This is a genomic window from uncultured Flavobacterium sp., from assembly GCF_963922255.1.
Taxonomy (GTDB): domain Bacteria; phylum Bacteroidota; class Bacteroidia; order Flavobacteriales; family Flavobacteriaceae; genus Flavobacterium.
On record NZ_CAWUIC010000022.1, the window covers coordinates 1 to 20277 of the forward strand.

Here is a 20277-nt window from a genome sequence, read left to right on the forward strand (position 1 = left end):
ATCACTAATCACTAATCACTAATCACTAATCACTAATCACTAATCACTAATCACTCAAATTAAAATATTCTATATAAGTATTCAAATCTTTATCACCTCTTCCTGATAAATTGATTACAACAATATCTGTTGGTTTGAATTGTTTTTTATCCAAAACAGAAAAAGCATGAGCCGTTTCAATAGCTGGAATAATGCCTTCCATTTTTGAAATTTCTAAACCTGATTGCATGGCTTCTTTATCAGTAATTGCTATAAATTCAGCACGATTAGAATCATGTAAATGAGCGTGTAAAGGTCCAACACCAGGATAATCTAAACCTGCAGAAATAGAATAAGGTTCGGTTATTTGTCCGTCTTCTGTTTGCATTAATAAGGTTTTACTACCGTGAATTATTCCGATTTTTCCTAAAACAGAAGTCGCTGCACTTTCCCCAGAATCTACTCCATGACCTGCAGCTTCAACTGCGATTAATTTTACGGATTCATCTTCTAAAAATTCGTAGAAAGCTCCAGCTGCATTGCTTCCACCACCAACACAGGCAATTACATAATCTGGATTTTCTCTACCTTCTTGTTTTTGTAATTGCACTTTAATCTCTTTAGAAATCACACTTTGAAATCTAGCAACCATATCTGGATATGGATGAGGTCCAACAACAGAACCAATAATGTAAAAAGTATCTACAGGATTATTTATCCAATCACGAATCGCCTCATTGGTAGCGTCTTTCAAGGTTTTTGAACCCGAAGTTGCTGGTCTAACTTCAGCACCTAACATTTTCATACGAGCTACATTTGGAGCTTGACGTTTAATGTCAACTTCACCCATATAAACAATACATTCTAATCCCATTAAAGCACAAACGGTTGCTGTAGCTACACCATGTTGGCCAGCACCGGTTTCAGCAATGATTCTGGTTTTACCCAGACGTTTTGCCATTAAAATCTGCCCGATAGTGTTGTTTACTTTATGAGCACCGGTGTGACATAAATCTTCTCGTTTTAGATAGATCTTTGTATTGTATTTTTCGGATAAACGTTTGGCAAAATAGAGAGGAGTTGGACGTCCAACATATTGTTGCAATAACTGATCACATTCTTCTTGAAACGAAGGTTCAGCCATTATTTTTAAGTAATTTTCTTTTAATTCTTCTACATTTGGATGTAGCATTTCTGGGATAAAAGCGCCACCAAATTTGCCGTAAAATCCGTTTTCGTCAACGTTATATTTTGTTTTCATAAAGCAATTTTTTAAATTTTTCTAAATCAATTTTATTTTTTAATCCAGGTTCTGTTTCAAAACGACTGTTAACATCAATTGCATAGCAGTATTTTGATAATTCTGAATCTACGAATTCTTGTATTTTGTTTATTTCGGTTAAACCAATTCCTCCACTTAAAAAGAAAGGTTTTTGTAAGTTGTAATTTTCTAAAACTTGCCAATCGAAAGTAGTTCCATTTCCACCAGGTAATTTTCCTTTTGTATCGAAGAGAAAGAAATCCACAACATTTTCATAAGCTTTTAATTGATTGAAATCAAAGTCATTATTTATTGAAAATGCTTTTATAATTTCGACTTTTTCATTCTTTAAATTAGCACAATAATCAACCGATTCTTTTCCGTGCAATTGAATGACATCTAATTGAAAGGTCTTGATTTTATTTTGAATTTCCTCTAAACTTGGATCTACAAAAACACCTACTTTTTTAATGTTTGAATCTAATTTTGGAAGTTCTTTTAATTCGAACTTTCGACTTGATTTATCCCAAAAAATGAAACCTAAATAATCAGGTTTTAATGCAGCAATTTCCTGAATGTTTTCAGAATATTTCATGCCACATATTTTTAATCTTATGTTTTTCATTTTAAAGATACTTTTCTAATAAATTCAATTGCTGCTGCACCTGGATTATCAGTTTTCATAAAATGTTCTCCCATTAAAAAGCCTTGATAACCAAATTGTTGAAGTTCTTTTACAGCTTCAATTGAACTAATACCACTTTCCGAAACTTTTACAAAATCATCTGGAATTTGATTGGCTAATTCTTTACTATAATCCAAACTCACTTCAAACGTTTTTAAGTTTCTATTGTTGACACCAATCATGTCTAAACTTGGTATAATGGATTTTTCTAATTCTTCTTGATTATGCACTTCTAACAAAACTTCTAAAGCTAAACTTTGAGCAAATTCAGATAATTTTTTGATTTCTTCACGCGTTAAAACAGCTGCAATTAGAAGAATTACATCAGCACCATTAGCTTTGGCTTCTAATATTTGATATTCATCAATCACAAATTCTTTTCGCAATAAGGGAATGTTTACAGAAGCTTTGGCTAATAGCAAATCATCTAAACTTCCACCAAAATATTTTCCATCTGTTAAAACAGAAATACCACAAGCACCAGCATTTTGATAGCCTAAGACGACATCTTCTACTGAATGATTGTTGTTAATTACTGATTTTGAAGGGGAACGACGTTTGTGTTCTGTTATAATTCCAGATAAACTGTTTTTTAGCAATTTGGCCATTGAATTTGTTCTACCATTAAATAAAACAGAAGCTTCCAATTGGGAAACAGGAATGATGCTTTTCTTTAGAGCAACTTCTCTTTTTTTGTCGGTTATGATTTTATCTAAAATATTCATGTTATTTACTTAAAGCAATTAATTGATTCAATTTTTCAAATGCTTTTCCAGAAACTAAGCTTTCTTGAGCTTTGGCTAATGCATCTTCATAACTTGATTTTTCTATAGTTTGAATAGCAATGGCTGCATTCGCACAAACCACATTATTTTGTTCGACTGAACCTTTTCCTGAAATTACATCATGGAAAATTTTGGCAGCATAATCAATTGTAGTTCCTCCTTTTATGGTTTCTAATTTTATGCTTGGAAAATTAAAATCAGTGGGTTTTAAAATTTGCTCTGAATGATTTGAAATTATCTTTACATCATCAGTTAACGAAACTTCGTCAAAACCACTTAATCCATGAAGAATAGAGTAATTTGTTGTAGTATTTTGATATAAATAAGCATACATTCGAGCCAACTCTAAGCTAAAAACACCAACCATTTGATTCTTTGGAAAGGACGGATTTACCATTGGGCCTAACATGTTAAAAAAGGTTTTAACTCCTAATTCTTTTCGAATTGGTCCCACATTTTTCATAGCTGGGTGAAATAAAGGGGCATGAAGAATTGCGATGTTCGTTTCTTCGATAGATTTGGTTAAAAAGTCAATGTCATTCGTGAATTTAACTCCCATTTTTTCCATCACATTACTAGAACCAGAAATAGAAGAAACTCCGTAATTTCCATGTTTTGCAACTTTAATTCCAGCTCCAGCAACTATGAATGAAGCTAAAGTTGAGATGTTAAATGTATCTTTTCCATCACCACCAGTTCCGCATAAATCTATGGTATTGTAGGCTGAAAAATCTACAGGAATACACAATTCCAACAAAGCTTCACGAAAACCCGAAAGTTCTTCGATGGTAATGCTTCGCATCATGTAAACGGTTAAGAATGCTGATATTTGACTTGGATTATAATTTCCTGCTGATATGTTGACTAATACCTCTTTGGCTTCTGCTTTAGAAAGTATTTCGTGATTGATTAATCTGTTTAATATGGTTTTCATGTATAAGTAATTAGGGAAAAGGGATTAGTAATTAGTGCTTTTAATTTAATTCAAAAGCCAATTTTCTAAAATCTTTTTACCGTTTGGAGTCAAGACACTTTCTGGATGATATTGCACACCGCGAACATCATAAGTTGCATGTTTCATCGACATGATTTGTCCGTTTTCATCTACACTAGTTACGATTAAATCTTTTGGAAGGTTTTCTGTTGAAACAACCCAAGAATGATAACGACCTACTTCAGTTTCTTTAGGTAAATCATTGAAAATAAAATCTTCTTCTGTTTGTGTAACTTTTGTGGCCACACCATGATAGACTTTTTCTAAATTCGTCAATTTGGCTCCAAAAACTTCTCCAATGGCTTGTAAACCTAAACAAACACCAAAGATGCTTTTTGTAGATGCGAACTTTTTAATAACATCTTTCAAAAAGCCAGCTTCATCTGGAATTCCTGGTCCAGGAGAAAGTAAGATTTTATCGAATTTTTCTAGTTCATCTAATTCAAATTCATCGTTACGGAAAACGGTAACTTCGGCATTCAAATCTTCTAAATAATGGACTAAATTATAAGTAAAACTATCGTAATTATCTATGACTACTATTTTCATGTTCTTATTAATATTGTAATATTATATGTTGTATATTGTATATTGTATAATGTGTTAAATCGTTTCCGCAATATCAAGGGCTTTTTGTAAAGCTCCTAATTTATTATACACTTCTTGTGTTTCATTTTCTTCTGATGAATCAGCTACAATTCCTGCTCCAGCTTGAAAGTGTAAGGTATGATTTTTACTTAAAAAACTTCGGATCATAATGGCGTGATTAAAATTACCTTGAAAATCCATAAATCCAATCGCTCCACCATAATAACTACGATTTGTTTTTTCGATTGATTCGATTAATTGCATGGCTTTGTTTTTTGGAGCACCAGATAAAGTTCCGGCTGGAAACGTTTTGGCAACCAATTCCATAAATGGATGATTGGGTTTTAATTTCCCGGATACTTTAGAAACTAAATGAATCACGTGAGAGAAAAACTGGACTTCTTTATATTTTTCAACTTTCACTTCGTTACAACTTCTGCTTAAATCGTTTCGGGCTAAATCGACCAACATAACGTGTTCGCTGTTTTCTTTTTTGTCTTCGTTTAATTTCTTTGCTAAAATAGCATCATCTTCATCATTTCCTGTTCGTTTAAAAGTTCCAGCGATTGGGTGAATTTCGGCATGATTATCTTTAATAACTAATTGTGCTTCGGGCGAAGACCCAAATATTTTAAAATTTCCATAATCAAAATAGAACAGGTAAGGAGAAGGATTGATACTTCTTAAAGCACGATATACATTGAATTCATCACCTTTAAAATCTTGCGAAAAACGTCTAGATAAAACCAATTGGAAAACATCTCCACGTTGGCAGTGTTTTTTGGCTAAAGTCACATAATTTTTAAAATCAGCATCTGTTAAATTTGAAACTACTTCACCCTTTTTCGTAAAGTTGAAAGAAGCAAAGTTTTTCGCTTGTAATAATTGTTGGATTTCAGCTATGTTGTTTCGGTTTTCATACGAATGACAAAAAATAAAAGCTTCATTTTTGAAATGGTTTATGGCAATTATGTTTTGATAAACAGCATAATAAATTTCAGGAATTTTATTTTCTGTAGATTTTTGAGCAATTTCTATTTTTTCAAAATGTTGAACGGCATCATAGGCAATATATCCAAAAAGCCCTTGTGTGATGAATTTAAATTGGCTTTCATCTGTAATGAATTGTTTAGAAAATTGCTCAATTTCATTAGTTACATTCACATGATTGTCTATTGGAATAATTTCAGAAAATCCATCAGGAAAATTAGTTTCAATTTTTTGATTTTCCACTTTTATGGAAGCAATTGGATTGAAACAGATGTAAGAGAAACTATTTTCATTGCCATGATAATCAGAGCTTTCTAATAAAATACTGTTGGGGAATTTATCGCGTATTTTCAAATAAACACTAACAGGAGTCATTGTATCTGCTAGAATTTGTTTAAAGTTTGTATTTAATTTATAGGTTTTCATTAATTGAATTTTTAAAATTTGGCAATAAAAAAAGGCTTGTCGTGATTGACAAGCCTTTTCTATGTATTTGAATTAAATTATACTATAGCAGGAATTGCTCACGACGTTTGACGTAAGTTGTTCCACCACCAAGTATTGTTTAAAAATGTGTTCATTTTATTTATTTCTTATGCAAAGATATAGAAACTATTTTGTAAAAAACAAATTTTGTGTTAATCTCTTATTATTAAATCGTATTTTTCTAATAAACCTTTTAATCCATTCACAGAAAATTGGGCTTTTTTTAACTTGTTAACTTCTGGGTCAATTGCATAATTAAAGCTGGTGTAAAAATCAGCTTTATTAGCTATAGTGTTAATAAAAACAGCTCTACGCAGATCACAATTATTAAAAACACTTTCAGTTAAATCAGTTTCCATGAAATCAACTGCAACCATACTGCAATTGTCAAAACGCATTTTTTTGAGTTTCAGTTTGTAAAATTGAGCATAATCTAAAATACAATCTTGAAAATTAAAATGATATAATACTTGGTCAGTCATGGCAAAATTGACACTAGTGAAATTACATTTTACGAATAAAACATCTCGTAATGAAACGTAATTGATTTTAGTACTTTTGAAATTACATTCAGTAAAAGTACAATCTACAAAAGTTTCATTTTGAAATGTACATTGCGTAAAATCACAATTTATGAATTGACAATCTTCAAATTCCTTGTATTTTATATCAGTTTCTTCAAAAGTTTTACCTTCAAATTTTTCTCCAATAACGTAATCGCTCATTTTAATAATTTTGGTAAAAATAAGGAAAATAGAAGCAAGAAGTAACAATAAAGTTATGTTAAAATAACAAATTTTAGGAATTGATTTGATTAAATTTGGACTTAAATAATCAAATATGAAGTTTAAATTTTCAATTGTGTCGTCACTGTTTTTTATGATTTTTGGGTTTACAGCTGTAGCTCAAGAAAATAAAGCACCTAAACCTTTGAAAATTTACAAAAGTGCCAATTATGAAGTAAAATCGTTTGATTATGACGGTCTAGAGGCTTACATGGATATGGATAACGACACCACTTATGTTTATAATTTTTGGGCAACTTGGTGTGCACCTTGTGTTAAAGAATTGCCTAGTTTTTTAAAATTACAAGAAACATACCAAAACAAACCTTTTAAACTGATTTTAGTAAGTTTAGATTTTCCAAAGTCTGTTGAAAAAAGTTTGATGCCTTTTTTAGAAAAGAAGAAAATGAATGTTGAAGTAGTTTTATTAAACGATCCAGATGCAAATAGTTGGATTGAAAAGATAGATAAAGACTGGTCAGGTGCTATTCCTGCAACATTGATAATTAACAAAAACAAGCGAAAGTTTTATGAACAATCGTTTGAATATGAAGAATTAGAAGAAGAAGTTAAATCGTTTATAAATTAAATTAAAAAAAAAATGAAAAAATTTAGAATTGCTCTTTTAGGATTAATTGGTGTATTTATTTTTGCTTTCACGACAAAAGATACAGCAGCAGGTTATGATATTGGTGATGTTGCTACAGATTTTTCTCTGAAAAACATTGATAACAAAATGGTTTCTTTAAAAGATTATAAAGATGCCAAAGGATTTATTGTGATTTTTACTTGTAACCATTGTCCATATGCAAAAGCTTATGAAGAAAGAATCGTTGCTTTAGATAAAAAATACAAGAAATTAGGATATCCTGTGATTGCTATTAATCCAAATAATCCAGAAAAAAACAAAGAGGATAGTTTTGAGTTAATGATTGTTAGAGCCAAAGAAAAAGGTTTTACTTTTCCATACTTATTTGATGAAGGTCAAAAAATTTATCCTCAATATGGAGCTACAAAAACACCTCATGTTTACATTTTAGAGAAAACCGCTAAAGGTAATATAGTAAAATACATTGGTGCAATTGATGATAATTATGAAGATGAAAAAGCTGTTAAAGTAAAATATGTAGAAGATGCTGTTAACTCACTTTTAAAAGGAATAGAAGTGGAAGTTAAAACAACAAAAGCTATTGGTTGTTCTATCAAAGCTTAAATTTAGATAACTTAAAAAATTGAATAAAGAACCATGCTTTTTGCGTGGTTTTTTATTTTAATAGTCAAACTTTTGCTTATTTTAGCACTATTAAAAATACAAGAATGATTTCAGAAACTCAATTTAAAGCCGAATTAGATATAATAATTTCAAATGCCATAAGAGAAGATGTTGGAGATGGTGATCATAGTTCTTTAGCATGTATTCCAAAAGATGCTCAAGGAAAAGCCAAACTTTTAGTAAAAGATGAAGGAATTATTGCTGGTGTCGAATTTGCCAAAATGATTTTCAACTACGTCGATTTGGAAATGGAAGTAGTAACTTTTATCAATGATGGTGAAAAAGTAAAATATGGAGATATCGTTTTTCATGTTACAGGAAGATCTCAATCTATTTTAAAAGCAGAACGTTTGGTGTTAAATTCCATGCAACGAATGAGTGCTATTGCAACAAAAACTAAAGAATTTGTTGATTTAATTGGAGATGCAAAAGCAAAAATTTTGGACACCAGAAAAACAACACCAGGAATTCGTGCTATTGAAAAGTGGGCTGTCAAAATAGGTGGTGGAGAAAATCATCGTTTTGCTTTGTATGATATGATTATGCTAAAAGACAACCACATTGATTTTGCAGGTGGAATTCCGCAAGCGATTGAAAAAACAAAACAATATCTAAAAGACAATAACAAAGATTTAAAAATCATTGTAGAAGCAAGAGATATGAATGAAGTTGAACAAATTATCAAAGCTGGTGGAGTTTATCGTATTTTATTGGATAATTTTGACTTTGAAACAACCAAGAAGGCAGTTGCTTTCATTGGAGATAAATGTTTAACTGAATCTTCTGGAAACATCAATGAAAAAACCATTCGTGAGTATGCATTATGTGGAGTTGATTATATTTCTTGTGGTGCTTTAACGCATTCGGTTTATAATATGGATTTGAGTTTAAAAGCTTTATAATGTAGTAATAAATTCAGCAAGAATGTCAGAATTAATTGAAAAGAAGCTCGATAAAATACCAGTAATTAGACAATTGGCTCGTTTTACAAAAAACGTAAAGTTCAAGTCTTTGATTGAAGGAATGTCACTTTATGATGTTTTGGAATTATACGTTTTAGGTATTTTTAAAGGAGCATTTTCATATAGAGCAAGTGCAATTGCCTTTAGTTTTTTCATGGCATTGTTTCCCTTTGCGTTATTTATTTTAAACTTAATTCCTTATATTCCCATAGAAGATTTCCAAGTAGATTTTATAAATTTTATTGCTCAAAATGTGCCTCCTAATACTTTTGAAGCTATTGATAAAATCATAATGGATATTTTAAACAACAGTTATCAAGGCTTGTTGTCTACAGGTTTTATTTTATCTATTTTCTTAATGACAAATGGGGTTAATGCTATTTTGGGTGGATTTGAAATGAGTGAACATATTACGCTGACTCGTGGTTATTTTAGACAGTATTTAATTTCATTGGCTTTATCATTAATACTTTCTTTACTATTAATAATTACAGTAGCAGCCATCATTGTTTTTGAAGTATTTATTCAAAAAATAAAAATACAAGATTATTTTTCAGATGATATTTCATTGATTGAATGGGGTAGATATGCTTTTGTGGTTTTGATGATATTAATTACAACCTCAATATTATATAAGTACGGAACCAAAGAAACGGCAAAGATTAAATTTATTAGTTCTGGAGCCATATTCACCACTGTTTTAATAATACTTTCTTCATATATTTTTGGAATATATGTGGAGAAATTTGCAAGATATAATGAACTATATGGATCAATTGGCACACTTCTTGTTTTAATGTTCTACATATGGATAAATTGTATGGTTCTATTATTAGGTTTCGAATTAAATGCAGCTATCAATAAATTAAAACGAAAAAATTTATATATTTAACAAAAATTAATAACAATAAACAATAAATTATGAAAAAGCAGATTTTAGCATTATTTTTAATTGCATTCACAACCATTTCAATGAATGCTCAAAAAACAGTATCTGGAGTAAAGATTGATGATAAACTTTCTCTTGAAGGAAAAGACCTTACTTTAAATGGTGCAGGTTTAAGAGAAAAAATGTGGATTGATTTATATGTAGGATCATTGTATGTAACCAAAAAATCTACAAATGCTCAAGATATTGTAGATAGCAAAGATGCTGCTGCTATTAAGCTAAACATTGTTTCTGGAATGATTACTTCAGACAAAATGATTGATGCCGTTAATGAAGGGTTTGAAAATGCAACCAACAAAAACACAGCTCCTTTAAAAGCAAAAATCGATAAATTCAAAGGATTCTTCAAAGAAAAAATTAACAAAGGAGATTCATTTATCATCATGTTTGATGGTAAGGAAACTATCGTTTATAAAAATGGAGCAAAAAAAGGTTCTATTGATGGATACGATTTCAAAAAAGCCTTATTCGGAATTTGGTTAGGTAAAAAACCAGCTGATGACGATTTAAAAGATGGTATGTTAGGTAAATAATTTATCTTAAAATTCAATATAAACACTTCCAATTTGGAGGTGTTTTTTTTGTTTGATAAATCTACCAACTATTCACTGAACACTGAACACTTTTTTTTACATTTGCTACATGCAGTTTTTCATTGAAGTAATTTTACCTTTAGCCGTAAACAAAACCTTTACTTACAAGGTTTCTGAAGCCGAATTTTCTTATGTTTCGATAGGAATGCGAGTAGCAGTTCCTTTTGGAAAAAGTAAAGTGTTCACTTCTTTAGTTATTGCCAAGCACAACAATCCACCTCAATTATATTCAGCCAAAGAAATTCATCAAATAATTGACGAAAAACCCATTGTAAACGAAATTCAATTGGGACATTGGAATTGGATAGCGAATTATTATATGTGTTCTTTAGGAGAGGTGTTTAAAAGTGCTTTGCCTTCTGGCTATATGTTGGAAAGTGAAACCATAATTACAGCCAAAAAAGAGGTTGAGGTTGATGAAAACGAATTAAAAGACGATGAATATTTAATTTTTGAAGCTTTAAAATTGCAATCATCCATTACTGTTAATGAAGTCGTGAAAATTTTAGGAAAGAAAACCATTTTTCCAGTTTTAAATCGATTGCTTGAAAAAGGAGCTTTGCAATTGCAAGAAGAAATTTCAGAACAATACAAACCTAAACAGGTTCGTTATGTAAAATTACATGATGAATTTAACAATCAAGATAATTTAGGTTTATTGCTTGAGAATTTATCAAGAGCTAAAAAACAACGCGAACTAGTTTTGTCTTTTTTTCAGTTACAAGCCAAAAAAAAGAAACCTATTTCGGTTAAACAATTAGTTGAATTTTCTGGAAGTACTTCTGCAACTATAAAATCATTATTAGAAAAAGAAGTTTTTGTAGAATATTTCATCAATCAGGATAGAGTTGTTTTTGAAAAGGAAAACGACAGTCATTTCACGTTAAGTGAACCCCAACAAAAAGCATTTAATCAAATTGAAGAAAGTTTTATTGAAAATGATATTACATTATTACATGGTGTAACAGCTTCAGGTAAAACCGAAATTTACATCAAACTTATAGAAGAACAAATTAATAAGGATAAGCAAGTATTGTTTTTATTACCTGAAATTGCACTAACAACCCAATTGGTTCAACGATTAGTAGCTTATTTTGGCAATCAAGTAGCTGTTTTTCATTCTAAATATTCAAATAATGAGCGAATTGAGGTTTGGAATCAGGTTTTGGAAAATTCAGAAAAAGCTAAAGTTGTAATTGGTGTTAGAAGTGCTTTATTTTTACCTTTTTCAAATTTAGGTTTAATTGTCGTTGATGAAGAACACGAGCAAACCTATAAACAAGAAGCACCAGCTCCAAGGTATCATGCTCGTGATTGTGCAGTAGTTTTAGCAAAACAACATCAAGCCAAAATTTTATTAGGAAGTGCAACTCCAAGTTTGGAAACCTATTATAATGTAAAAACCAATAAATACAAGTTAGTTGAATTAACCGAACGTTTCGGAAACGTAGTTTTACCTGAAATTAAACTCATCGATTTAAAAGATAAATATTTCAGAAAAAGAATGAACGGTCATTTTTCGGATGAATTGATAGAAGCAATTTCAAACGCTTTAGAATCAGGAGAACAAGTTATTTTATTTCAAAACAGAAGAGGATTTTCACCTTATGTGGAATGCATAACTTGTGGTCACGTGCCTAATTGTCCAAGTTGTGATGTGAGTCTGACTTATTACAAACACAAAAATCAATTGCGTTGTCATTATTGTGGGTATTCAATTGCGAATCCAACTCATTGTCACGCTTGTCAATCGGTTGAACTGACTACAAAAGGTTTTGGAACAGAACAAATAGAGTTGGAGTTAAAAGCCATTTTTCCAGATAAAAATATTGGTCGAATGGATCAAGATACAACTAGAGGAAAATTTGGCTACGAAAAAATCATCGATTCCTTCAAGAATAGGGAAGTAGATATTTTGGTTGGAACACAAATGTTAGCCAAAGGTTTGCATTTTGATAATGTAACTTTAGTCGGAATTCTAAATGCAGACAACTTATTAAATCAACCCGATTTTAGAGCTTACGAAAGAGCTTTTCAAATGATGACACAAGTCGCTGGTCGTTCTGGTCGTTCTGAAAAGAAAGGTTTAGTGATGATTCAGACCTATAATGTATTTCACAATACGATTCAGCAAGTTTTGAGTAATGATTATGCTTCGATGTTTAAAGAGCAGATTTATGAACGTCAGAACTTTAAATATCCACCTTTCTATAAATTAATCAAACTGACTTTAAAACATAGAGATTACGATAAGTTGAAAGAAGGTTCTATGTGGTTGTACAATGTTTTATCTCAAAATTTACCAATGCCAATTCTTGGACCAGAAGAACCAGCTATAAGTCGTATTAGAAATGAATACATCAGAACTATATTAATTAAAATTCCAAAAGAGAAGAATTTGTCTTTAACCAAAAAAACTATCCATAAAATAATGAATAGTTTTGAAGCGGTTGCCTTTTATAGAGCTATAAAAGTAACTATAAATGTAGATAATTATTAAGAAGATTTTTTCAAAGCTTCCATCAAGTTGTCTTTTTTGTTTCTGCTTAAAGGAATTTTAAACGTATCAATTTCAGCATATTTACTATTAAAAGTTTCTACCTTGTTTACATTAATAATATACGATTTATGTACTCTTATAAATCTATCAGCAGGTAAATCTTTTTCAAAAGCTTTCATGGTAGATAATACCAAATGATTATCATCTTCCGTAATTACTTTTACATAATCACCAAAAGCTTCAATCCATCTGATTTTTGATGTATATATTTTTAATTTCTTTAAATTACTTTTAATAAATATAAATTCCTGATCATCTTCATTAATTTCTTTTTTAAGATTGAATAAATTGTAGGCTTTATTTACTGCAAGGTTAAAGCGTTCCTTTGTTAAAGGTTTGTGAAGATAATCAGTAGCATTATAGTCAAAAGCTTTAAGAGCATATTCTGTTTTTACAGTAATAAAAATAATTTGAGGTTTTACTTTTAGACCATCTAAGAAATCAAATCCATTAATTACAGGCATTTCAATGTCTAAAAAAACTAAATCAATATTTTTTGTGGAGATGCAGTTTTTCGCATCAGTTGCATTAGAAAACTCTCCGACAAGATGTAAGAGTTGGTTTTCATTGATTAGTTTGGTTACAGTTATGCGCTGCAAAGCACTATCGTCTACAACAATACAATTTAATTTCATCTATTAAAATCATGTGTTATTATGGTGTAAATATATTGTTAATCATAATAATACACAAGTTTATCGATAAAAATTGAGTTTTTAATTACCATAATTTTTTTTTAGAAAGATTTGTTATTTATTTATAAAAGACTTACTTTTGCACCCAATTTTATAACAAAATAAATTTTATAGTATGAATCATTATGAAACTGTTTTCATCTTGAATCCCGTTTTATCTGAACAACAGATAAAGGAAACAGTTAGCAAGTTTGAAGATTTTCTTACTTCTAAAGGAGCAAAGATGGTAGCCAAAGAGGATTGGGGCTTAAAAAAATTAGCGTACGAAATCCAGCACAAAAAAAGTGGTTTTTATCACTTATTTCAATTTGAAGCAAATGCAGATATTATTGCTGCTTATGAAACAGAATTTAGACGTGATGAAAGAGTTATGCGTTTTTTAACTGTATCATTAGACAAGCATGCAGTATCTTGGGCAGAAAGAAGAAGAGAAAAATTAAAAGCTAAATCAAACTAATTATGGCATCTTTAGAGCAATCAGCAAAAGGTAAAAAAGAGGGAGATATTAGATATCTTACTCCTTTAAATATAGATACAAACAAACAAAAGAAATATTGTCGTTTTAAAAAATCGGGTATTAAATATATCGATTATAAAGATGCGGATTTCTTATTGAAATTTGTTAACGAGCAAGGTAAAATTTTACCACGTAGATTAACAGGAACTTCTTTAAAATACCAAAGAAAAGTTTCTGTAGCGGTAAAAAGAGCAAGACATATTGCTATTATGCCTTACGTAGCAGATTTATTAAAATAATATTTAAAAATATAGTTGTTGCTCCGATTATTTTTCGGAGCTAACTTCTACTAATAAAGGACAACAACATGGAACTTATTTTAAAACAAGATGTTCAAAATTTAGGATTTAAAGACGATGTAGTAACTGTTAAAAACGGTTACGGTCGTAATTATTTAATTCCTCAAGGATTTGCAACTTTAGCAACTCCTTCAGCAAAAAAAGTTTTAGCTGAAAATTTAAAACAAAAAGCACACAAAGAGCAAAAATTAGTGGATGATGCAAACAAAGTTGCTGAAGCATTGAACGCTCTTGAAATTAAGATTTCGGCAAAAGCAGGTGGAGAAAAATTATTTGGATCTATCACGAATGCTAATATTGCAGAAGCTTTAGAATCAAATGGTCATTCAATTGATAAAAAATTCATTACTAGTGGAATTGTTAAGCGTACAGGAAAATATACTGCAAACGTAAGATTACACAGAAATGTAGTAGTTGAACTACCTTATGAAATTATCGCTGAAAAAGCTTAATTTTAAAATATTTTAAAAAAAGCCTTCCAAATCGGAAGGCTTTTTTTGTTTTCGTTATTTAACGATTCGATAATCTACTAAAATATTGTTTATTAGTATGTTGAGCATTTCAATTGTATTATGTATTAAATAATGGTTATATTATTGTTTTTTTTCTTTAATAATTAATTTTATTTTGCTAAATTAGCACTAAATAAGCTTAATATATTGCAATTTTTAATTTGTAGTAAATTACGTTTTTTTTATTTTAGACACGTAAAATAAAAACAAACTCACTTGGTGTAGTTTTTATTTTTTTGAAAAGGATAAATATGTTTTGTTGAAATTGAGATAAAATATATTTGTAAAGTATCTAACTGTGATTTAAAACAGAAATCCATCACTTATAATTCCAAAACATTTATTTAAATAAATCTACCCAATTTATTATTCCTCATTATTTGAGATTTTTTTTGATTTATTAATTTAAATATTATGCTTATGGAATTTAGAATTACACAACTTAAAAAGACAGGATTTCATCGTTTTGTTTATTGTCTTTAATTTATTATTCTCTTTCAGAATACTATTCTTGAACAGTCTGTTCCTATAAATGCTGTTTTAATTTCAAATCAAAATGAAGTGGATTTTTCTTCAAATTCTATTGATGGAAATTTATCTACAAAGGCAGAAATTAGGGCAAGCTCTGGATTATTACTTGGAATAGGAGCATATTCAGGTTTTTTAGAGCTCGAATTTCCTACAACATTACCAGCCAACACAACTTCATATGTTAAGATTGATACAGACGATAATTTACTTCCGGCTTTATTGGGTGGAAGTTTAGGAGGTTTGCTTTCAAATGTTTTAGGGTCAGTTCTGATAGGCAATCAGGAATTTACAGTTCAGGCTAAGAATGGAAGTACTGTGGTTCTTGAAGGTAATAGTCAAATTGCTAATAACTTTGCCTCAAATAATTTGCGGATTGTTGTAAATGCTCAAAATGAATACTTTATAGCTTTAACTCCAACACAAGCTTATAATAGAATTAGAATCAGAAATAGAGTAGGCTCTTTAGTAGGTTTAGGAAACACTAAGAAACTAGGAGTTTATGGTGCTTTTTATATTCAAACACAAGATAATTGTGGTTCTGCTTCTTATACATCTTATAGTGGTTCTGGATTAAATTTTGATTTATTAAATGTGGGAGGAGCTGGAGTAACAAATCCTCATCATGTTATTGATTCAGACCCAAATAATTTTTCTAAACTGAGTTTAGGTATATTAAGTGTTGCAGCCTCTATAAATCAAACTGTTTATTTTGATGGATTATCAGAACCTTCAGACCAATTTCTAATAAGATTAAAGGTTGATCCATCTCTATTAGCTTTAGGTGTTGCAAATAATATTCAAATCATAGGTTATAATAATTCTACTGTTGTTCAAACCTCAAACTTGAATTCACTTTTGAACTTAGATTTACTAACATTACTTCAAGGAAATCAGGTTGCAACGATTCCTTTTGTTCCAAATGGTGTAGTAAATAGAATTACTGTTAGTTACAATTCACTTTTGAATGTACAATTGACTCAAAGTTTAGATTTGTACGATATAAAAAGAGTGCCACCACCACCTACTATTACTGATGCATTCACATTAGATCCAACTGTTTGTTCAGGATCAACTGCGACATTAATAGCAGAAACTATTGCAGGAACAACTATTAATTGGTATTCCCAACCTATTGGAGGTGCCGTTTTAGCATCTACCAATTCTGGAGACTCATTTGTAACAAATATTTTAACACAAGATACATCTTTTTATGTTGCGGCAGTTGATTTAAACTGTCCAGATGAATCGACAAGAGTTAAAATTGATGTGGAAGTAGTCAATATACCAACAGCTGTAGATATTTCAATAACTTCACCATTGGATGCTTGTAATGGATCTATCGTACTAACACCTTCTACATCAATAGGAGGAGCAACTTTTAGATATTATAAAGATCAATTAAAAGCGCAGGAAATTACAACAGGATATTCTGGTGATGTAGGAGTTACTTATGTTTTCAATAGCACTACAGGTCAATTAAGTATAACGGGTTTAACGGCAGTTAACTCACCATTCGTTTATTATGTTTCATTATCAATAAATGGATGTGAAAATGAAGTGAATACACTTAAAGAAGTTGTAGTCAATTATTCAACGGGTTTAACATTAAATCTTGCTTCAACCATAGTAGGTTGTGGAAGTGTAAATTTACTTGACTCTATTTTAAATTTAGATTTATCAGGAGATACTCAGTATACTTTTTTTGATGCACTTAATAATGCAATTACTTTAGATGTTGCAACTAATATTGTAACAAGTGGAGTTTATTCAGTTCAAGCTATAAGTTTGCTTGGAACTTGTGTTTCTTTAGTACAACAGGTAAATGTTACAGTGAATCCTGAACCAACATTAGTAGTTCCTGATACTAATGTAATAGCAAACGTTGGAGATACAGTTACATTAGATGCAACTTCGAATGGAACATTAACCTATTATGATTCAACAGGAACACTTTTAACATCTAATGTTGTAGGCCCTTTTGTAAATACTGGTGTTTATACTTATACAGTTATAGCAAATAATACTTTTTGTTCTGTAACAGGTACTATTACTGTAACAGTTTTAGATAATTCTCCTTGTCCTGGCTTAGATGAAAGAGTTTATGCTGATTCACAAAGTTGGGGTTCAGTTTTAACGGGTTCTGTTTCAAATACTGCAAATGCAATTGATCAAAATCCTCAAACATTTTCAACTATTACAACCGGAATTGGGCTTTTAGGAATAGGTACTACTTGGCAAATTCTAGAATGGGATAATGTAATTCAGGCAGGTACTCCTGTAACCGTAAAATTAGGTTCTGGGAATAATGCAGTAGTTCTATTAGGAGGATATTCCATTGTTGGAACTAAAAAGAATTCTTCTGGAGTACCAATAGATATAGGTACACCTCAAATAGTTTCAAGTTCATTATTAAATTTATTGTCAGGAGAGAATTCTTTTGAATTCACATTTACACCAACTGATAACACAGGTCCAAAAGATTATGATGGAGTAAGAATTATTGTTAATTCTTTAGTAAGTGTTGCTCAAAATCTTAAAGTATATGAAGCATATTATCATTTACCAGTAACGCAAGTTGATTGTTCGCTTGGTGATGTAGAAGATGTGTTTAGTGGAGTAGTAGATTTAGGAGTTGGAGCTTTAACAACTACAGTTGGTGTTAGCAATCCTTATAATGCCGTTGACAACAGTGAAACAACTTATGCAACTATGTTTAGTGGTGTTGGGGTTTTAGCAGCAGCCGATTTGACCGTTTCATTTAATACACCAACGTTAGAGAATGAATCAATTCAAATATTATTATCTAAACCGAGCACACTTTTAAGTTTAAATTTACTTACTGGTTTTACTCTACAAATGTATATGGGAGATGTTCCAATAGGTTCAGTACTAGATAATACTTCTACTTTGTTAAATTTAGAATTGTTAAGTGGTGGTGCAGAAGCGTTGTTGACCATAGAACCGCAAATGATACATTTTGATAGAATTAAAATTAGATTTGGTGGCGTTGCAGGTGTTTTAGATGAATTAAGAGTTCACAAAGTAAACAGAATATATAATACGAATGTTATAGGTGCAGATACCATAAATGCAATTCAAGGTTGTGCTGGAGATATTTTAGAATTGGAAGTAGCTCCTCAAAACTGCGTGTCATTTTTATGGTATGATGCAACGGTTGGAGGAAATGTAGTTTCAACAGGAACCACTTTTACAATTCCTTCAGATCTAGTAAGTGGAACTCATGAATTTTATATTCAACCGGTTCGTTATGGCTGTGAAACTTATGATAGAGGAAAAGTTACAGTAATTATAAATAAAGCTCCTCAAAATGCAATTAATCTAGTAAATATAAATGGTTCAACTAATACAGATATATGTTCTGATTCAGGAAATGTTACTCTAAGTACTCAATTAAATTCTAGTTTAACAATAACAAATCCAATTTTTTATTGGTATAGTTTTGATGGAACAACTCAAACACTAATTGCAAATCAAAATCAATCTTCATTAGTTTTATCAAACCTTTCAGCAGGAACATATACTTATTATGTGGGTATTAGTTCAGATGAATATTGTCAGACTTTAGAAGGAGATAGAACAGCAATAACATTTACCATTCGTTCTTTCTCTCAATCAAATGATATTGTAGCCGATGACGTGACAGTTTGTTCAGTTAATGAAGCTACAATTTCACCATCATCGACTTTACAGAACCCTCAATTCTCTTGGTTTTTTACCAATGATAATTCACAACCAATTATAGATGGAAGTATAGTTGGAGGATTAACATTTACAATTCTAGCTGACGGAACATTAACTGTTTCTGGTTTAACTGTCCCAAATAGTCCTTATACTTATTATGTTGGATTAATTTCAGATACAACTTGTTTAAATGAATCAGGTAATTTTAAACCAGTTACAATAACAGTAACAAATGGAAATACACCAACACCTACGACAAATTCAGCTTCACAAACATTTTGTTCAAGTGTAAACCCAACAGTTGCAGATATTCAAGTAAATGAATCAAATGTAGTTTGGTACACAACTCAAACAGGAGGAACAGCATTAGCATCTACAGAACTATTGGTAGACGGAACAATGTATTATGGTTCAATTGAAAGTGGTTTTGGATGTGAAAGTTTAATACGTTTAGAAGTGACAGTTTCCATTAGTAATGGAACAACACCAACAACAAATTCAGTTACACAAACATTTTGTTCGAGTGCCAATCCAACTGTTGCAGATATTCAAGTAAATGAATCTAATGTTAGTTGGTTTACAACGCCAACTGGAGGAACAGCTTTACTTTTAACAGAATTATTAGTAGATGGAGCTATTTATTATGGATCTATGATTGACACTTTTGGATGTGAAAGTAGTGTGCGATTAGTAGTGATAATCTCTTTAACTAATGGACAAACCCCAACTACAAATTCAGCAGCACAAACATTTTGTTTAAGTGCAAACCCAACAGTTGCAGATATTCAAGTAAATGAATCAAATGTTAGTTGGTATACAACTCCAACAGGAGGAACAGGATTAGCTTCAACAGAAGTATTACTTGATGGAACAACTTATTATGGTTCTATGATTGATGGTTCAGGATGTGAAAGTTCAATAAGATTAGAAGTTATGGTTTCTATTAATAATGGAACTACTCCAACCACAAATTCAACGACACAAACATTTTGCTTGAGTACTAACCCAACAGTTGCAGACATTCAAGTAAATGAATCAAATGTTAGTTGGTATACAACTCCAACAGGAGGAACAGGATTAGCTTCAACAGAAGTATTACTTGATGGAACAACTTATTATGGTTCTATGATT

General features: G+C 30.6%; 17 protein-coding genes and 1 pseudogene. 10 read left to right on the top strand and 8 right to left on the bottom strand.

The genetic code is table 11. The annotated features are described in order from the left end of the window. Window positions 1-46: 46 nt before the first annotated feature. From trpB to AABJ49_RS13320, 7 genes are all read right to left on the bottom strand, one after another. Entirely contained in the window at window positions 47-1240 is a 1194-nt protein-coding gene (gene trpB / locus AABJ49_RS13290; protein WP_338378776.1) for a tryptophan synthase subunit beta, read from the bottom strand. Beyond that, window positions 1224-1865, bottom strand: coding sequence for a phosphoribosylanthranilate isomerase (locus tag AABJ49_RS13295; RefSeq protein ID WP_338378777.1), 642 nt, complete (start codon window positions 1863-1865; stop codon window positions 1224-1226). Before AABJ49_RS13295 ends, trpB begins: the two co-directional genes overlap by 17 nt. Continuing rightward, window positions 1862-2650, bottom strand: coding sequence for an indole-3-glycerol phosphate synthase TrpC (gene trpC, locus AABJ49_RS13300; protein WP_338378778.1), 789 nt, complete (start codon window positions 2648-2650; stop codon window positions 1862-1864). Before trpC ends, AABJ49_RS13295 begins: the two co-directional genes overlap by 4 nt. A 1-nt stretch (window position 2651) precedes the next feature. Next, on the bottom strand, window positions 2652-3644 hold the full coding sequence (gene trpD / locus AABJ49_RS13305) for an anthranilate phosphoribosyltransferase (protein ID WP_338378779.1): 993 nt from the start codon (window positions 3642-3644) through the stop codon (window positions 2652-2654). A gap of 45 nt (window positions 3645-3689) precedes the next feature. Further along, window positions 3690-4253 (bottom strand): aminodeoxychorismate/anthranilate synthase component II, encoded by a 564-nt coding sequence (locus AABJ49_RS13310; RefSeq protein ID WP_338378780.1) that lies wholly within the window; start codon window positions 4251-4253, stop codon window positions 3690-3692. Window positions 4254-4307: 54 nt separating this feature from the next. Next, the gene (locus tag AABJ49_RS13315; RefSeq protein WP_338378781.1) at window positions 4308-5708 is read right to left on the bottom strand and encodes an anthranilate synthase component I family protein; all 1401 of its coding nucleotides are present in this window, start codon (window positions 5706-5708) and stop codon (window positions 4308-4310) included. Between the two features lie 212 nt (window positions 5709-5920). Further along, window positions 5921-6493, bottom strand: coding sequence for a pentapeptide repeat-containing protein (locus AABJ49_RS13320; protein WP_338378782.1), 573 nt, complete (start codon window positions 6491-6493; stop codon window positions 5921-5923). A gap of 115 nt (window positions 6494-6608) precedes the next feature. Between AABJ49_RS13320 and AABJ49_RS13325 the strand changes: the two genes are divergently transcribed. The 6 genes from AABJ49_RS13325 (at window position 6609) to priA (ending at window position 12830) form a co-directional block, all read left to right on the top strand. After that, entirely contained in the window at window positions 6609-7142 is a 534-nt protein-coding gene (locus AABJ49_RS13325) for a TlpA family protein disulfide reductase (RefSeq protein ID WP_338378783.1), read from the top strand. 12 nt (window positions 7143-7154) lie between these two features. Beyond that, the gene (locus AABJ49_RS13330) at window positions 7155-7766 is read left to right on the top strand and encodes a thioredoxin family protein (RefSeq protein ID WP_338378784.1); all 612 of its coding nucleotides are present in this window, start codon (window positions 7155-7157) and stop codon (window positions 7764-7766) included. Between the two features lie 104 nt (window positions 7767-7870). Continuing rightward, window positions 7871-8728, top strand: a complete 858-nt coding sequence (gene nadC, locus AABJ49_RS13335; RefSeq protein WP_338378785.1) for a carboxylating nicotinate-nucleotide diphosphorylase — start codon at window positions 7871-7873, stop codon at window positions 8726-8728. A 22-nt stretch (window positions 8729-8750) separates the two neighbouring features. Then, window positions 8751-9680, top strand: a complete 930-nt coding sequence (locus AABJ49_RS13340; RefSeq protein WP_338378786.1) for a YihY/virulence factor BrkB family protein — start codon at window positions 8751-8753, stop codon at window positions 9678-9680. A 29-nt stretch (window positions 9681-9709) separates the two neighbouring features. Then, window positions 9710-10270 (top strand): chalcone isomerase family protein, encoded by a 561-nt coding sequence (locus AABJ49_RS13345; RefSeq protein WP_338378787.1) that lies wholly within the window; start codon window positions 9710-9712, stop codon window positions 10268-10270. Between the two features lie 109 nt (window positions 10271-10379). After that, window positions 10380-12830 carry a primosomal protein N' gene (gene priA, locus AABJ49_RS13350; protein ID WP_338378788.1) on the top strand — a complete coding sequence of 817 codons (2451 nt, stop codon included), beginning with the start codon at window positions 10380-10382 and terminating at the stop codon, window positions 12828-12830. Here the strand turns inward: priA and AABJ49_RS13355 are convergent. Then, window positions 12827-13525, bottom strand: a complete 699-nt coding sequence (locus AABJ49_RS13355) for a LytTR family DNA-binding domain-containing protein (protein WP_338378789.1) — start codon at window positions 13523-13525, stop codon at window positions 12827-12829. The two genes, priA and AABJ49_RS13355, sit on opposite strands and share 4 nt — an antisense overlap. 175 nt (window positions 13526-13700) lie before the next feature. Between AABJ49_RS13355 and rpsF the strand changes: the two genes are divergently transcribed. The 4 genes and pseudogenes from rpsF to AABJ49_RS13375 all read left to right on the top strand — a co-directional run. Then, window positions 13701-14042: a 30S ribosomal protein S6 gene (gene rpsF, locus AABJ49_RS13360; RefSeq protein ID WP_338378790.1), complete on the top strand. Its 342-nt coding sequence runs from the start codon at window positions 13701-13703 to the stop codon at window positions 14040-14042. A 2-nt stretch (window positions 14043-14044) separates the two neighbouring features. Then, window positions 14045-14341 (top strand): 30S ribosomal protein S18, encoded by a 297-nt coding sequence (gene rpsR / locus AABJ49_RS13365; protein ID WP_338378791.1) that lies wholly within the window; start codon window positions 14045-14047, stop codon window positions 14339-14341. Window positions 14342-14409: 68 nt separating this feature from the next. Continuing rightward, the gene (gene rplI / locus AABJ49_RS13370; protein ID WP_338378792.1) at window positions 14410-14853 is read left to right on the top strand and encodes a 50S ribosomal protein L9; all 444 of its coding nucleotides are present in this window, start codon (window positions 14410-14412) and stop codon (window positions 14851-14853) included. 621 nt (window positions 14854-15474) lie between these two features. Further along, window positions 15475-20277: pseudogene (locus AABJ49_RS13375) on the top strand (hypothetical protein); the annotation flags it as partial.

Coding starts and splice junctions, on each gene's coding strand:
- trpB (WP_338378776.1), bottom strand. CDS start 1,240: ATGAAAACAAAATATAACGTTGACGAAAACGGATTTTACGGCAAATTT.
- AABJ49_RS13295 (WP_338378777.1), bottom strand. CDS start 1,865: ATGAAAAACATAAGATTAAAAATATGTGGCATGAAATATTCTGAAAAC.
- trpC (WP_338378778.1), bottom strand. CDS start 2,650: ATGAATATTTTAGATAAAATCATAACCGACAAAAAAAGAGAAGTTGCT.
- trpD (WP_338378779.1), bottom strand. CDS start 3,644: ATGAAAACCATATTAAACAGATTAATCAATCACGAAATACTTTCTAAA.
- AABJ49_RS13310 (WP_338378780.1), bottom strand. CDS start 4,253: ATGAAAATAGTAGTCATAGATAATTACGATAGTTTTACTTATAATTTA.
- AABJ49_RS13315 (WP_338378781.1), bottom strand. CDS start 5,708: ATGAAAACCTATAAATTAAATACAAACTTTAAACAAATTCTAGCAGAT.
- AABJ49_RS13320 (WP_338378782.1), bottom strand. CDS start 6,493: ATGAGCGATTACGTTATTGGAGAAAAATTTGAAGGTAAAACTTTTGAA.
- AABJ49_RS13325 (WP_338378783.1), top strand. CDS start 6,609: ATGAAGTTTAAATTTTCAATTGTGTCGTCACTGTTTTTTATGATTTTT.
- AABJ49_RS13330 (WP_338378784.1), top strand. CDS start 7,155: ATGAAAAAATTTAGAATTGCTCTTTTAGGATTAATTGGTGTATTTATT.
- nadC (WP_338378785.1), top strand. CDS start 7,871: ATGATTTCAGAAACTCAATTTAAAGCCGAATTAGATATAATAATTTCA.
- AABJ49_RS13340 (WP_338378786.1), top strand. CDS start 8,751: ATGTCAGAATTAATTGAAAAGAAGCTCGATAAAATACCAGTAATTAGA.
- AABJ49_RS13345 (WP_338378787.1), top strand. CDS start 9,710: ATGAAAAAGCAGATTTTAGCATTATTTTTAATTGCATTCACAACCATT.
- priA (WP_338378788.1), top strand. CDS start 10,380: ATGCAGTTTTTCATTGAAGTAATTTTACCTTTAGCCGTAAACAAAACC.
- AABJ49_RS13355 (WP_338378789.1), bottom strand. CDS start 13,525: ATGAAATTAAATTGTATTGTTGTAGACGATAGTGCTTTGCAGCGCATA.
- rpsF (WP_338378790.1), top strand. CDS start 13,701: ATGAATCATTATGAAACTGTTTTCATCTTGAATCCCGTTTTATCTGAA.
- rpsR (WP_338378791.1), top strand. CDS start 14,045: ATGGCATCTTTAGAGCAATCAGCAAAAGGTAAAAAAGAGGGAGATATT.
- rplI (WP_338378792.1), top strand. CDS start 14,410: ATGGAACTTATTTTAAAACAAGATGTTCAAAATTTAGGATTTAAAGAC.